This window comes from Pseudarthrobacter sp. NamE5, assembly GCF_005796225.1.
In the GTDB taxonomy this organism is placed as follows: Bacteria; Actinomycetota; Actinomycetes; order Actinomycetales; family Micrococcaceae; genus Arthrobacter.
The window spans coordinates 316533-330082 of sequence record NZ_VAHO01000002.1 but is presented as its reverse complement, the minus strand read 5'-3'; the positions used below and the strand labels follow the sequence as shown (position 1 = coordinate 330082).

11 protein-coding genes are annotated in these 13550 nt (G+C 66.5%); 5 read left to right on the top strand and 6 right to left on the bottom strand.

Translation table 11 applies throughout. The annotated features are described in order from the left end of the window. Positions 1–15: 15 nt before the first annotated feature. Complete coding sequence (locus FDW84_RS04770; RefSeq protein ID WP_138607050.1) at positions 16–1074, bottom strand: YeiH family protein; 1059 nt, start codon at positions 1072–1074, stop codon at positions 16–18. A gap of 114 nt (positions 1075–1188) precedes the next feature. Here FDW84_RS04770 and FDW84_RS04765 point away from each other — a divergent pair, with 114 nt between their 5' ends. From FDW84_RS04765 to FDW84_RS04755, 3 genes are read left to right on the top strand one after another with little or no spacing between them, the layout of a single operon-like run. Next, complete coding sequence (locus FDW84_RS04765) at positions 1189–2745, top strand: circularly permuted type 2 ATP-grasp protein (RefSeq protein ID WP_138607048.1); 1557 nt, start codon at positions 1189–1191, stop codon at positions 2743–2745. Between the two features lie 60 nt (positions 2746–2805). Continuing rightward, complete coding sequence (locus FDW84_RS04760; RefSeq protein ID WP_013600945.1) at positions 2806–3732, top strand: alpha-E domain-containing protein; 927 nt, start codon at positions 2806–2808, stop codon at positions 3730–3732. Further along, a complete protein-coding gene (locus FDW84_RS04755; protein WP_138607046.1) occupies positions 3729–4580 on the top strand; it encodes a transglutaminase family protein in 852 nt (283 codons plus the stop codon). Before FDW84_RS04760 ends, FDW84_RS04755 begins: the two co-directional genes overlap by 4 nt. 35 nt (positions 4581–4615) lie before the next feature. On the opposite strand, the gene FDW84_RS04750 is transcribed toward FDW84_RS04755, so the two are convergent. From FDW84_RS04750 to glgC, 3 genes are all read right to left on the bottom strand, one after another. Next, positions 4616–4927 (bottom strand): pyridoxamine 5'-phosphate oxidase family protein, encoded by a 312-nt coding sequence (locus FDW84_RS04750; protein WP_138607044.1) that lies wholly within the window; start codon positions 4925–4927, stop codon positions 4616–4618. A 15-nt stretch (positions 4928–4942) separates the two neighbouring features. Beyond that, positions 4943–6394, bottom strand: coding sequence for an SDR family NAD(P)-dependent oxidoreductase (locus tag FDW84_RS04745; protein ID WP_138607042.1), 1452 nt, complete (start codon positions 6392–6394; stop codon positions 4943–4945). A gap of 81 nt (positions 6395–6475) precedes the next feature. Then, positions 6476–7885: a glucose-1-phosphate adenylyltransferase gene (gene glgC / locus FDW84_RS04740; RefSeq protein WP_138607040.1), complete on the bottom strand. Its 1410-nt coding sequence runs from the start codon at positions 7883–7885 to the stop codon at positions 6476–6478. Positions 7886–7987: 102 nt separating this feature from the next. Between glgC and glgA the strand changes: the two genes are divergently transcribed. Further along, the gene (gene glgA, locus FDW84_RS04735; RefSeq protein WP_138607233.1) at positions 7988–9193 is read left to right on the top strand and encodes a glycogen synthase; all 1206 of its coding nucleotides are present in this window, start codon (positions 7988–7990) and stop codon (positions 9191–9193) included. A gap of 83 nt (positions 9194–9276) precedes the next feature. Here glgA and FDW84_RS04730 read toward each other — a convergent pair whose 3' ends face one another. Both FDW84_RS04730 and FDW84_RS04725 read right to left on the bottom strand, forming a co-directional pair. Continuing rightward, a complete protein-coding gene (locus FDW84_RS04730; protein ID WP_138607037.1) occupies positions 9277–11400 on the bottom strand; it encodes an acyl-CoA dehydrogenase family protein in 2124 nt (707 codons plus the stop codon). 1 nt (position 11401) lies between these two features. Beyond that, positions 11402–12187 carry a TetR/AcrR family transcriptional regulator gene (locus FDW84_RS04725; protein ID WP_138607231.1) on the bottom strand — a complete coding sequence of 262 codons (786 nt, stop codon included), beginning with the start codon at positions 12185–12187 and terminating at the stop codon, positions 11402–11404. Between FDW84_RS04725 and FDW84_RS04720 the strand changes: the two genes are divergently transcribed. Next, on the top strand, positions 12186–13547 hold the full coding sequence (locus tag FDW84_RS04720; protein WP_171046657.1) for an acetyl-CoA C-acetyltransferase: 1362 nt from the start codon (positions 12186–12188) through the stop codon (positions 13545–13547). The genes FDW84_RS04725 and FDW84_RS04720 overlap by 2 nt on opposite strands. The last annotated feature ends 3 nt before the right edge of the window (positions 13548–13550 follow it).

Genomic DNA, 13550 nt, shown 5'->3' with positions numbered 1-13550 from the left:
GGCCGGTGCCCAAAATCACGCGGCGATCAGCAGGGCAGCCCCCAGTCCCAGAAGGGCTATCAGGAGCCACGACACGAGCGCTGCCAGGAGCGCCCGGGCGCCGGTGTGCAGGAGCGTGCGGATGCGCACCGCGGACCCCAGCCCGAACAGGGCCGCACCCAGCAGGATGTCCTGCATCACGCCTCCTGCCTCCAGCCAGCCCGGCGCCAGCCAGCCGGTGGAACGCAGGCCCACCATGGCCACGAAGCCCAGGACAAACAGGGGCACCACCGGCGGGAGGCTGGCGTGGGTGCCGTCCGCCGTGCCCGCGGCCTGAGGTGCGAGCCGCTGGTGCGCGCCGGCAAGTGCTGCCACCGGTGCCAGGAGCAGCACCCGGGTCAGCTTGACCACGACGGCGATGCCCAGCGCCGCTGTCCCGGCAGTCTGCGCGGTGGCCACTACCTGGCCCACGTCGTGTACCGAGGCACCCGTCCAGGCGCCAAAAACCGGTGCGGTGAGCTGGAGGGGATGGACGAACAGGGGCAGTACGCCGATGGCCAGTGTGCCGCACAGGGTCACCAGCGCCACTGGCAGGACGGTGTCCACGTGCCGGATGCGCCGTACTGCAGCCATGGCGCCAATCGCTGAGGCGCCGCAGATCGAAAACCCGGTCGCCACCAGGAGGGACGTCACCGGCGGCAGCCGGAACAGCCGCGATACCAGGTAGGTTCCGCCAAAGCTCACTGCCACCACGGCGACGATCAGGACCAGCGCAAGCCAGCCCAGGCCCAACACATCCATAATGCTGACCTTCAGGCCGAGGAGCACGATGCCGCCGCGCATCAGGTGTTTTCCGGCGAAGTCCAGTCCCGGCCTTGCCCTGCCGGCGGTCCACACGCCGGCGCCGGGCAGGTTGGCGGCCAGGATGCCCAGCACGACTGCCAGCGTCATGGCCGGCAGTACCGGGACGAGGCTGTGCACCAGGAAGGCCGCGGTCAGTGCAGCGGCGGCTGTGAGAAGACCCGGGAGCAGCCTGGCGGCTGGTCCGGGACCGCCCCGGCCGGGCTCCTCGCGGAAGGTTCTGCTGACTGGCACCCACCTACTGTGCCGGAAAAGCCCCGCGATTCACGAATAGGCCTGCTCCCGCCAACACGCCACAATGGATGCCGGTTTATGAATTCGAAACAAAAAGATGGTTGGCTTGTGGGCATGTCAGACCTTTTCCAGGATTACTCCGTGGCCGCGGGCCGGACCGGAGCGTACGACGAGATGTTCGCTCCCGGGCAGCAGGCCCGGGACTCGTACGGGCAGGTGGCGGAGGCCCTGCGCAGGCTCTCGCTGTCCGACGTCAGCGCACGCGCCGACTCGATGGCCCGCACCTTCCTGGACCGCGGCGTCACCTTCGACTTTGCGGGCGAGGAGCGTCCCTTTCCGCTGGACATCGTTCCCAGGGTCATTCCGGCTGCTGAATGGGACGTGCTGGAGTGCGGGGTAGCCCAGCGCGTGCAGGCGCTCGAAGCCTTCCTCAACGATGTGTACGACAAGATGACCGTGGTGTCCGACGGCGTGATCCCCCGGCAGCTGGTGACCACCAGTGCGCACTTCCACCGGCAAGTCCACGGCTTTGAACCGGCCGGCGGCGTCCGGGTGCACATTTCCGGCATCGACGTGGTCCGTGATGCTGCCGGGACCTTCCGCGTGCTGGAGGACAACGTCCGTGTCCCCTCGGGGGTGAGCTACGTGCTGGAAAACCGCCGCGCCATGGCCAAGGGGCTGCCGGAGGCCTTCGGCCAGCAGCTCATCCGGCCGGTAGAGGAATACCCCCGCCGGCTGCTCTCGGCCCTGCGCAAAACCGCGCCTGCCGGCGTGGACGATCCCACCGTCGTCGTCCTCACTCCCGGCGTTTTCAACAGCGCCTACTTCGAGCACACTCTGCTGGCCGGCCTGATGGGCGTGGAATTGGTGGAAGGCCGCGACCTCATCTGCCGCGGCAACCGCGTGTACATGCGCACCACCGCGGGCGAGCAGCGCGTGGACGTCATTTACAAGCGCATCGACGACGACTTCCTGGACCCATTGCAGTTCCGCGCCGATTCCATGCTCGGCTGCCCCGGACTGGTCAATGCCGCGCGGGCAGGCGGGGTGACCATCGCCAACGCCGTCGGCAACGGCGTCGCGGACGACAAACTGGTCTACAGTTACGTCCCTGACCTGATCCGGTACTACCTGAGCGAGGAGCCCATCATCGCCAACGTGGACACGTACCGCCTGGAGGAGAAGGAAGCCCGCGAATACACGCTGGACAACCTGTCCGAACTGGTGGTCAAGCCCGTGGACGGCTCCGGCGGCAAGGGCCTGGTCATTGGCCCGGACGCCTCCAATGACGAACTGGATGCCCTGCGCCAGCGGGTCACCGCCGACCCCCGCGGGTGGATCGCCCAGCCTGTGCTGCAGCTGTCCACGGTGCCTACGCTGAGCGGGGACAAGTTCGGCCCCCGCCACGTGGACCTGCGGCCCTTTGCAGTTAACGACGGCGACAACGTCTGGGTGCTCCCCGGCGGACTTACGCGCGTGGCGCTGAAGGAGGGCTCGCTGATTGTGAATTCGAGCCAGGGCGGCGGGTCAAAGGACACTTGGGTCCTTGCCGATTCCCCCCAGATGCCGGTGGAAACCGTTCCCCGGTCCTCTATTTCGGTGCGGGAGCGCGTCTCGGTCTGGCCGGTGGAGAGCAGCTGGCGGGACCGCCAGTCGGAGCAGCAGCAGTGACCCGTCCCGCCGTCGATCATCAGTCTTGTAAAATTTCGGGTGCGCAGGAGGTAGCCGCGGATGCTTAGCCGTATTGCTGAGTCCCTTTTCTGGATTGGCCGGTATGTGGAGCGTGCGGATGGCACGGCCCGCATCCTGGACGTCCACCTGGAACGGCTCAACCACCTGCCCATGGAGGAACGCAAAAGCGTGGCCCAGGAGCTCCTGGCCGTTATGGGCGCCCGGCCGCAGAGCGAGGACTTCGGGCTTCCTGAGCTGCTCCATGCCCTGGCCTACGACAAAACCAGCGCCACCTCGATTGCAGGCTCGCTGGGCGCCGCCCGGGAGAACGCCCGGCGGGCCCGGGAGACTGTCTCCTCCGGCCTCTGGGAAAGCCTGAACACCACGTACTACGGACTGAGCCAGCACCGCAAGGATGTGGTGGGCACCTACCGGTTCTGCAACTGGACGCTGGAACGCACGGCCATGGTCAGCGGCCTCGCCGATACCACCGTGAGCCATGACGAAAGCTGGCTCTTCCTGGTCCTGGGCCGTTCGCTGGAACGGGCTGACATGACGGCCAGGATGCTGTCCACCCGGGACGTGCTGTCCGCCGGTATGTCCTGGGTCAACATGCTCCGCTGCGCCGGCGCTTACGAGTCCTTCCTCCGCACCCGCCGCGCCGCCTTCGGGGACCAGCACGCTGCCGAGTTCCTGCTGTTGGACCGCCTGTTCCCGCGGTCCATCGTCTACGCGCTGCGGGATGCAGACGAATGCCTGGCCAAGCTGGATCCTTCCGCCCAGCGGGTGGGGTTCATCAATGACGCGCGCCGGATTGTGGGGCAGGCCCGCACCTTCCTTGAGTTCCACCGGACGGACGACCTCATGTCCGAACTTCCGGAACACATGGAGCGGGTGCAGAAGGCAGTGTCCCAGGCTTCCGACGCCATTTCACGCAAGTACTTCAATCAGGCGGACGAGCTGGCCTGGGTGGGAGAGGTTTCATGACCCGGCTGAGCATCATCCACAGAACGGCGTACAAGTACAACAAGCGGGTCACCCTGTCCTACAACGAGGCCAGGATGACGCCGTTGACGGATTCCCAGCAGGTGGTGCTGGAGTCGGTGGTCAAGGTTTCGCCGTCGCAGGCGGCCGTGAGCACCTACCGCGACTACTGGGGGACCAGGGTCACGGCCTTCGACATGCAGATGCCCCACGACCACCTCGAAGTGGTTTCCAACATCACGGTGGAGGTGCACCGCGCGGAAAAGATCCCCGCCGAGTCCGACATCGTGGCCTGGGACGTCCTCGCCTCGCCGGAGACGCTCAACACGTTCAGTGACTGGCTGCCGCAGTCGAGGCTCAGCGGCCCCGGTGGGGAAGTCCTGGGCATCATCCCCGACGTCGTGTCCGGAAAGAACCCGCATGAGGCAGCCATGGCCGTGTTTGCGTGGATGCGCGGGGAAATGACCTACATGTCAGGCTCCACCGCCGTGACCACCAACGCCGAAGAAGCCTGGAGCCAGCGCCAGGGTGTGTGCCAGGACCTGGCGCACCTCGCCATCGGCGCGCTGCGCAGCTGCGGCATCCCGGCGCGGTACGTGTCCGGATACCTGCACCCCCGCTCCAGCGCGGGGGTTGGGGAAACCGTGGCGGGGCAGTCGCATGCGTGGCTGGAGTGGTGGGACGGGAACTGGCGCAGCTGGGACCCCACCAACCACAAGCCGGCCGGGGATTTCCATGTAACGGTGGCCCGCGGCCGGGACTACCGGGATGTTTCTCCGCTCAAGGGCATCCTGTCCGGCGGCGGCGGATCGGCGCTGAACGTGAGTGTGGAGATCACCCAGCTCGCCTAGCCGGTGTGCCTGTGCCCGCCGCTTTTTGGCCCCGCTTACTTCGGGGCGGTCCTGACGGCGCCGCTGAGCCGGGTCCACCAGGTCATCGGTTCGGTCACCTTGAAGCGGCGGCCGGTGACGCTGTCCGCCTCCACTGCCACGGGGGCGTCCTCGGAGGCGCCGGTCAGCTTGGTTCCCTCGCTGGTGCGGAACACCAGGGTGCCGGCATCCACCGTGTAGTTGATGGGGAAGATGTCCGGGCGCCCGCCGGCCAGCACTGCCAGCCTGCCGACTGGGACGGTCCGGAGCATGGCCCAGCACTCATGGTGTTCAAGATTCTGAACTTCAGCTGTCGGTTCCGCGCTTATGCCGCGAGCTTACCCTCACCAGGGACTTGGTTTGTAGTCCTTGAGGAACACCCCGTACTGGTCCTCGCCGTTCTCGCCCATCACGATGGGGTCGTAGACCCGGGCGGCCCCGTCCACCAGGTCCAGGGGTGCGTGGAAGCCTTCCTCCATCAGCCTGACCTTGGTGAAGTGCGGCCGCTCGTCAGTGATCCAGCCCGTGTCCACTGCAGTCATGAGGATGCCGTCGCTCTCCAGCATCTCCTGGGCGCTGGTGCGCGTCATCATGTTGAGCGCTGCCTTGGCCATGTTGGTGTGCGGGTGGCCAGGGCCCTTGTAGGCGCGGGAGAACTGGCCCTCCATGGCGGAGACGTTCACGATGTACTTCCGCCGGGCAGTAGAGCGCTTCATGGCACCGCGCAGCCGGCTCACCAGGAGGAACGGCGCGGTCACGTTGCACAGCTGGACTTCGAGCATTTCCAGCGGGTCCACCTCGTCAACCACCTGCGTCCAGCTGTTGATGGTTGCCAGGTCCGGGACCAGCCCGCCGGCGTCGATGGCGGTGCCGGCTGCGATGCGCTCCAGGGATGCGGAACCCGTGGAAAGCGCCAGCGACGTGATGGCGTCTCCGGCAAGGACCGGGTGCTCGGTGACGCTCCCGGCCAGGGCCAGGGGGTGCTTGTCGTGTGCATGGCCGAACGTCAGCAGCTCAGGCCCGCCGTTGTCCTGCTCCAGGGCGGCCGGGAGGGGCTCGTCCTCCGCGTCCACCAGGGGCTTGTAGGCGTTCCCTGAGCGGCGGACGGTCTGGGCGGCGTTGTTGATGATGATGTCCAACGTGCCGGCCTCGTTGAGCGAGTCAGTGAGGGCCATGACCTGGGCGGGGTCCCGCAGGTCAATGCCCACGATCCGGAGCCGGTGCAGCCAGTCGGCGCTGTCCTCCATGGCAGCGAACCGGCGGGCGGCGTCCTTGGGGAACCGTGTGGTGATGGTGGTGTGGGCGCCGTCCCGGAGCAGGCGGAGGGCGATGTACATCCCGATTTTCGCGCGGCCCCCGGTGAGCAGCGCGCGGCGGCCGGTCAGATCGGTCCGGGCGTCCCGCTTGCTGTGGCTGAAGGCTGCGCACTCGGGGCACAGCTGGTGGTAAAAAGCGTCCACCTGGGTGTAGTGCTGCTTGCAGATGTAGCAGGGACGGGACCGGATGAGGTGTCCGGCCACCTTGCCCGTGACGGACGGCGCCAGCTTATTGCCGCGGGTCTCGTCGTCAATGCGGTCCGGGGCGGCGGTGGCCGTCATGGCCAGCACGGCCCTGTCGGCCTCCGAGATCAGGTCACGCTTGGTGACCCTGCGGTGCCTCTTGACGGCCTTGAACATTTTGCCGGTGGCGCGCCGCACCGAGATGTAGTCCGGGTGCTCCTCGTCATAGGCGTGGATCGTATTCAGGACCTTGAGGCAGGCCTGAATTTCCTCGGGGGTCAGATCGGGGGAGCTCATTAGCCCAATTTTACAGGCTGCCGGTGCAGGGTTAAGCGCGGCCGGCGGTGCCTTCAAGACCGCCGGCGCAGGCCAACAGGACTAGGAGACCCTGGCCCCGCTGGCGGAGTCCGCAGCAGCCGCAGCGTGCGTTTCAGCTACCTTGTCCACGGATTCCCGCAGCTCCGGGTATTGTTCCGCTGCAGCCTTGACGGCATTCGGGACGAGGTGCAGGTTCTTGGCGGCGAGCTGGCGTTCCTCATCGCCCGGTTCCGGGACTTCCTGGCCCTTGGACAGCACGGTGATGCCGGAATCCGTGACCTTGAAGCCGCGTGCCCGGTCAAGGTCGGCGTCCAGCCCGATGGCCGCTCCCGCGGGTATCCTGACGTTCTTGTCGATGATCGCCCGGTTGATGACGGCACCTTCGCCCACCTGCACCTTGTCCATCAGGACCGAGTCGATCACCCGGCTGCTGGTTGCCACATAGACGTCGTTGGAGAGGACCGAGCCTTCCACCACGCCGCCGGAAATCACCACGCCGCTGGAGACGATCGAGTCCAGCGCCGTTCCCACCGTGTTGTTCAGGCCGCGGACAAACTTGGCCGGCGGGGAGATGCTCTGCCGGGTGTAGATGGGCCATTCGGAGTTGTACAGGTTGAAGACCGGCAGCGGGGAAATGAGGTCCATGTGGGCGTCGTAGAAGGAGTCGATGGTGCCGACGTCGCGCCAGTAGGTGCGGTCCCGTTCCGTGGAACCGGGAATCTCGTTCAGCGTGAAGTCGTAGACGCCCGCCTCACCCTGGTTGACGAAGTAGGGAATGATGTCCCCGCCCATGTCGTGCTTGGTGTCCAGGCGTTCGGCGTCCACGTGCAGCGCCGCCACCAGGGCGTCGGCGTCAAAGACGTAGTTGCCCATGGAAGCGAGGAACTGCGAGGGATCGGCTGCCAGGCCGGGCGTGGTGGCAGGCTTTTCCACGAAGGCGGCAATCTTCTGGGGATCGTTCTGGTCCACCTCGATGACGCCGAACTGGTTGGCCATGTGCAGCGGCTGGCGCACGGCAGCCACGGTTGCCTTGGCGCCGCTGTTCACGTGCTGCGCCACCATCTGGGCAAAATCCATCCGGTATACGTGGTCAGCGCCCACCACCACCACGATGTCCGGGCTGGCGTCATGGATCAGGTTCAGTGACTGGTAGATGGCATTGGCGCTGCCGAGGAACCAGCTCTTGCCCACGCGCTGCTGGGCGGGCACCGAGGCGACGTAGTTGCCCAGCTGCGTGGACATGCGCCAGGTCTCGGAAATATGGCGGTCAAGGCTGTGGGATTTGTACTGGGTCAGGACCACGATCTGCAGGTAGCGCGAATTCACCAGGTTGGACAGCGCGAAGTCGATCAGGCGGTAGCTCCCGGCGAAGGGCACAGCAGGTTTGGCCCGGTCCGCCGTCAGTGGCATAAGTCTGTTTCCCTCGCCACCTGCGAGGACAATGGCCAGGACTTTTTTGTTCAACGGCATGATGGTCGCTCCTGTACGCCTTCGTAACTCCCCAAGACAGTCCGGCATGCCCGGACTCCTTCACACTAGAACACTTAAGCGTGAGGGACTACCTTGGGTCTTGTGCGAATAGACATTGTGACCAAAGAGTTCCCGCCGGAGATCTACGGTGGCGCCGGAGTCCACGTAGCAGAATTGAGCAGGGTGCTTAGTAAGCATGTTGACCTGCAGGTTCGTGCTTTTGGCGCTCCCCGCGACGCCGACTACCATGGCGCCACCGTAACCTCCTACCAGGTCCCGGAGGACCTGGGCGGAGCGAACGCGGCGGTACAGACCCTCGGGGTGGACCTTCGGATTGTCCCGGACGTCGAAGGCGCGGACCTGGTCCATTCGCATACCTGGTACGCCAACATGGCAGGGCACCTCGCCTCCCTGCTCCACGGCATCCCGCATGTCCTGAGCGCCCACAGCCTGGAGCCGCTGCGCCCGTGGAAGGCGGAGCAGCTTGGCGGCGGCTACGCACTTTCCTCCTGGGTGGAGAAAACGGCGTACGAGGCTGCCGCAGCGATCATCGCAGTGTCAGAGGGCATGCGCCAGGACATCCTGCGCAGCTACCCCAACGTGGACCCCGCAAAGGTCCGGGTGGTCCACAACGGTATCGACGTAGCGCTTTGGCAGCGTGATGAAAACGATGACGCCGTCCGTGCCCTGGGCATCGATCCCGCCAAGCCGAGCGTCGTTTTTGTGGGTAGGAACACGCGCCAGAAGGGCGTCCCCTACCTCCTCCGGGCGGCAGCCAAGCTGCCCGCCGACGTCCAGCTGGTTCTGTGCCTGGGTGCAGCGGACACGCCCGAATTGGCTGCCGAGACTGCGCGCCTTATCGAGGACCTGCAGCGGGAGCGCACCGGGGTTGTGCTGATCGAGCGCATGCTGCCCCGCAACGAGCTCATCCAGGTCCTGAGCCACGCCACCGCCTTCGCCTGCCCTTCGATCTACGAGCCGCTGGGCATTGTGAACCTGGAGGCCATGGCCTGCGGAGCCGCAGTGGTGGCCAGCGCCACCGGCGGCATTCCCGAGGTGGTGGACCACGGACAGACTGGACTTCTCGTGGACCTTGAACAGGTCACGGACGGCACCGGGACGCCCCTTGACCCGGAGAAGTTTGTCACCGAATTCGCCGCCGCCCTCACTGAAGTGGTCTCAGATCCTGAGCGGGCCCGCGCCATGGGCCAGGCCGGCCGCCTGCGCGCAGAACAGCACTTCTCCTGGGAATCCATTACCGAAACCACCCTTGAGGTGTACCGGTCGGTGCTGCCCGCTTCCAGCTGACCGTCCCTTACAGCAAGTACGACGACGGCGCCGCTTCCCCCGCGAGGGGAACGGCGCCGTCGTCGTACTGGCAGCGGGGGACGTCAGCTGTGCTTGCCCGGAGCAGTTCTGGCCAGCAGGAACTTCTCCTCGACCGGAGCCGCGCCGCTGGCACGCTGGCTGCGGAAGTAGGCGCGCGCCTCGTCCTGCCGCTCCTTTTCCGCGCCGGTGGCGATGGCGGAGCGCACATGGTCCGGGCTGTAGCCGAAGGCTTCCACGAGGTTCAGCGCATGCGGGCGGATCTTCACCAGCAGCCGGTTGATGTACTCGCCAACGGTGCGGGCCCGCTGCATCGAGAGCCGGCCGTTCATGAGGTACCAGGCGAGGTTCTTCTCGATCAGCGACAGGCCGAAAAGGTCCCGCAGCCAGGTGAGCACGGTCCTGGTACCGGGGTCAGTAACGTCGCGGAGTGCCTCGGTGAAGGCCTCCCACTGCAGCAGCTCAGCGTGCGCCTGGGCGGCGTCGATAAGTTCGTTCTGGTGCCGGTTGAACAGGGCGGCCCCCTTCTCCTGCGAGAGGCGGCTGCTGCCCCTGAGCGAGCCTGCTGCTTCCGCCACCATCGTCTGCACCCGGTCGGTGAGGAGCGCGCGCTGGCCGTCCTCGTCACGCAGGGCAATGGCTGCCCTTTGGACAGATCCCGTGTCCGCCATGAACTGGGCAACCTGGCGGAGGCCGGTGCGGTGGATCGCGGCGCCGGTTGCCTGGCCCACCACGTAGCGGGCGAGCACTCCAAAGTCCACGTTCCGGAACTCCTTCGCGTAGTCCGCAAGGAGGCGTTTGGCCACCAGTTGCAGCAGCACGGTGTTGTCGCCCTCGAAGGTGGCGTAGACGTCCAGGTCCGCCCGCAGGGACGCAAAGCGGTTCTCGATCAGGAACCCGGCGCCGCCGCAGGCCTCGCGGCATTCCTGCAGGGTGTCCAGCGCATGCCAGGTGCTGAGGGCCTTGAGCGCGGCGGCGAGGGTTTCCAGGTCCTGGCGGTCCTCGTCGGTGTGGTGCGCGCCCGAGAAAACGTCGTCGAATTTCTGCAGCAGCTGTTCATGGGCAAAACCGGCGGCGTAAGTAGTGGCCAGCCGGGTGAACAGGCGCCGCTGGTGCCGCTGGTAGTCAAGCAGGACTTCCTCTTCGGTGTGGGAGGAGGCGTTGAACTGGCGGCGTTCGGTGGCGTAGCGGATGGCGGCCTGCAGTGCCACCTTGGAGGCTGCCACGGCGGCTCCGTCCAGGGACACCCGGCCCTGCACGAGGGTTCCGAGCATGGTGAAGAACCGCCGGCCGGGGCTGGCGATGGGGGAGGTGTACGTTCCGTCCGGGGCGACATCGCCGTAGCGGTTCAGGAGGTTCGTCCGCGGAATGCGGACCTGGGTAAAATGCAGGCGGCCGTTGTCGATGCCGTTCAGTCCGCCCTTGATGCCGTCGTCCTCGCCGCCGATGCCGGGCAGGAACTCCCTGGTGGCGGGATCCCGCAGATCAACGTAAAAGGCGTGGACACCATGGTTGATCCCCCGCGTCACCAGCTGGGCGAACACGACCGCCCCGAGTCCGTCGATGGCGGCGTTGCCGATGTAGTCCTTCCACGCCGCGCGGAACGGGGTGTGCACCACGAACTCCTCCGTGTCGGGATCGTAGGTGGCCGTGGTGGCGATGCTTGCCACATCGGAACCGTGTCCCGTCTCGGTCATGGCAAAACATCCCGGGATGTCCAGGTTCATGATGCCGGGAAGCCACTTGGCGTGGTGCTCGGCGGTGCCCAGATGCATGACTGCGGAACCGAAGAGGCCCCATTGCACCCCCGCTTTGATCTGGAGTGAGGGATCGGCCACCACGAGTTCCTCGAAGCCGGCGATGTTTCCGCCGTGGTCGTCGGAACCGCCCAGCGCTGCCGGGAAGGCGCGGTGGACTGCCTCATTTTCCACGAGGTACTTCAGCTGGCCGAACACCCTTTTTCGGTGCTCGCTGTGGGTCAGGCCCTCGATCTTGTGCAGCTCGGGACGTGCTGCAAGGTCGCGGGCCTGGAGCCGGACCGCTGCCCACTTGCCCAGCAGCTGACGGCCCAGCGCTTCGACGTCGACGGCGGGTTCGGGCCGGGCGGGGCGGGTGGGGCCGGTTGCGGGTTTGCCGGGGGCTGCGGTGCCCTGACCCTTGCCGGCAGGGCGGTCCACTACTTCAGTCATGTCAATGTCCTTCGTTGGTGCTGACAGGTGGCTTGGTGGTGCTGGAAGGGCCCAGTTCTGGGGCTATGCCGACGCACAGCCATGCTGTGATCTGTCGTGCCATGGCTTCCTGGCCGGGTTTGTCGGGGGAATCGGGGGTGCCCAGCCACTGTTCGCCGGCGTTCCGCACCAGGCCGATCGCGGCCTTGGGCCAGTAGCCGATGACAGCCCGCTTGCCATCACCCAGGTGCATCCTCATAGGGGCGGCGATCATCTCGGCCACGGCATCGAAGAAATGGCCCAGCGCGCCTGAAGCTGCCGCCGATGCCGCCGTGCCCTCGGCGTCACCGCTGCCGGAGCGGGTAACGAAGGTGTAGACGTTCGGGCTGGTGTCCGCCATCTGCAGGTAGGCCGACACCATGGCCAGCAGCCCTTCGCGCGGCGTCTGGGCACTTTGTGCCGCTTCCTGGATCCGGCGCTGCATCTGGCTCAGGACCACTTCACCCACCGCCTGCTGGAGCCCGGCCTTGTCGCCGAAGTAGCGGTAAAACACAGATTTTGATGTTCCGGCGGCGGCTGCGATCTCCTCCATGGAGGCATCGCTGCCCAGCGCGTGGACCGCCCGGCGTGCGGACTTGATCAGCTCCCTCCGCCGCTCTTCCCGGTGGCTTTGCCAGCGCGAGGAGCGGCCGTCAGGGCTGGCGGCAGGGGAAGGCACGACTATGCCGGGCGCGGGGCTGTTCACGATACCCAGCGTATCAGGTACGCTGGGTATCGGTAACCACACCTGACCCGAGGAGTTAGCCATGTCCATTGAGGGACAGCCCACCGCCGGACCCGAAGAACAGGGCACCCGTCCTGCCAGCACCCCCTCCACGCGAAGGGCAGTCATCGTTGGGGGAAACCGCATCCCCTTCGCCCGCGCCGGCGGGGCCTACGCGAAGTCGTCCAACCTGGACATGCTGACCGCCGCGCTGGACGGGCTCATTGCCCGGTTCGGCCTGCAGGACGAGCGCGTCGGGGAAGTGGCTGCCGGCGCGGTGCTGAAGCACTCCAGGGATTTCAACCTGACACGCGAGGCCGTGCTGGGTTCGGCGCTTTCTGCAGAGACTCCCGCCTATGACCTCCAGCAGGCATGTGCCACCGGCCTTGAGACCGTGGTGGGCCTGGCAAACAAGATCAAGCTGGGGCAGATAGAGTCCGCCATCGCAGGCGGGGTCGATTCCGCTTCAGATGCCCCGGTGGTGGTCAGCGAAGGCCTGCGGGAAGTGATCCTCGACCTCAACCGCGCCAAAACCCTTCCGCAGCGGCTGCAGATCCTCAGCCGGCTGCGGCCGAAGGACCTTGCCCCTCTGGCGCCCGGCACCGCCGAGCCCAGGACGGGCCTTTCCATGGGTGAGCACCAGGCCCTGACCACAGCCCAGTGGAAGATTTCCCGGCAGGCCCAGGATGAATTGGCGTACAACAGCCACCGGAACCTGGCGGCCGCCTACGAGTCGGGCTTCTTCGATGACCTCATCACCCCCTACAGGGGATTGTCCCGCGACGGCAACCTCCGCCCCGACACATCCCAGGAGAAACTGGCCGCCCTTAAGCCGGTGTTCGGCAGGAACCTCGGCGCTGACGCCACCATGACTGCCGGCAACTCGACGCCCCTGACCGACGGCGCCTCCACTGTCCTGCTGGCGTCCGACGCCTGGGCGGACGCCCACGACCTGCCAAAGCTGGCGGCCGTGGTGGATGCCGAGGCTGCTGCTGTGGACTTTGTGCATGGCAAGGACGGACTGCTGATGGCTCCCGTGTTTGCCGTTCCACGCCTGCTGGCCCGGCACAACCTCACCCTTGCGGACATCGACTTCTTCGAGATCCACGAAGCCTTCGCTGCCACGGTCCTCAGCACTCTCGCCGCCTGGGAGGACGAGGAATTCGGTCGCACCCGCCTGGGCCTGGACGGTGCCTTCGGTAAAGTCGACCCGGCGCGGCTGAATGTCAACGGCTCATCCCTGGCGGCAGGTCATCCGTTCGCGGCCACTGGCGGCCGCATCGTTGCCTCGCTCGCCAAGCAGCTTCACGCCAGGGGCAGCACCGACGGCCGGCCCGCCCGCGGACTGGTTTCCGTCTGCGCCGCCGGCGGCCAGGGCGTCGTCGCAGTTCTCGAATCACTGTAGGGG

Bases quoted from the DNA above. Each gene is read 5' to 3' on its own strand.
- FDW84_RS04765 (WP_138607048.1), top strand. From the start codon at position 1,189: ATGTCAGACCTTTTCCAGGATTACTCCGTGGCCGCGGGCCGGACCGGA.
- FDW84_RS04760 (WP_013600945.1), top strand. From the start codon at position 2,806: ATGCTTAGCCGTATTGCTGAGTCCCTTTTCTGGATTGGCCGGTATGTG.
- FDW84_RS04755 (WP_138607046.1), top strand. From the start codon at position 3,729: ATGACCCGGCTGAGCATCATCCACAGAACGGCGTACAAGTACAACAAG.
- FDW84_RS04745 (WP_138607042.1), bottom strand. From the start codon at position 6,394: ATGAGCTCCCCCGATCTGACCCCCGAGGAAATTCAGGCCTGCCTCAAG.
- glgC (WP_138607040.1), bottom strand. From the start codon at position 7,885: ATGCCGTTGAACAAAAAAGTCCTGGCCATTGTCCTCGCAGGTGGCGAG.
- FDW84_RS04730 (WP_138607037.1), bottom strand. From the start codon at position 11,400: ATGACTGAAGTAGTGGACCGCCCTGCCGGCAAGGGTCAGGGCACCGCA.
- FDW84_RS04720 (WP_171046657.1), top strand. From the start codon at position 12,186: ATGTCCATTGAGGGACAGCCCACCGCCGGACCCGAAGAACAGGGCACC.
- FDW84_RS04725 (WP_138607231.1), bottom strand. From the start codon at position 12,187: ATGGCTAACTCCTCGGGTCAGGTGTGGTTACCGATACCCAGCGTACCT.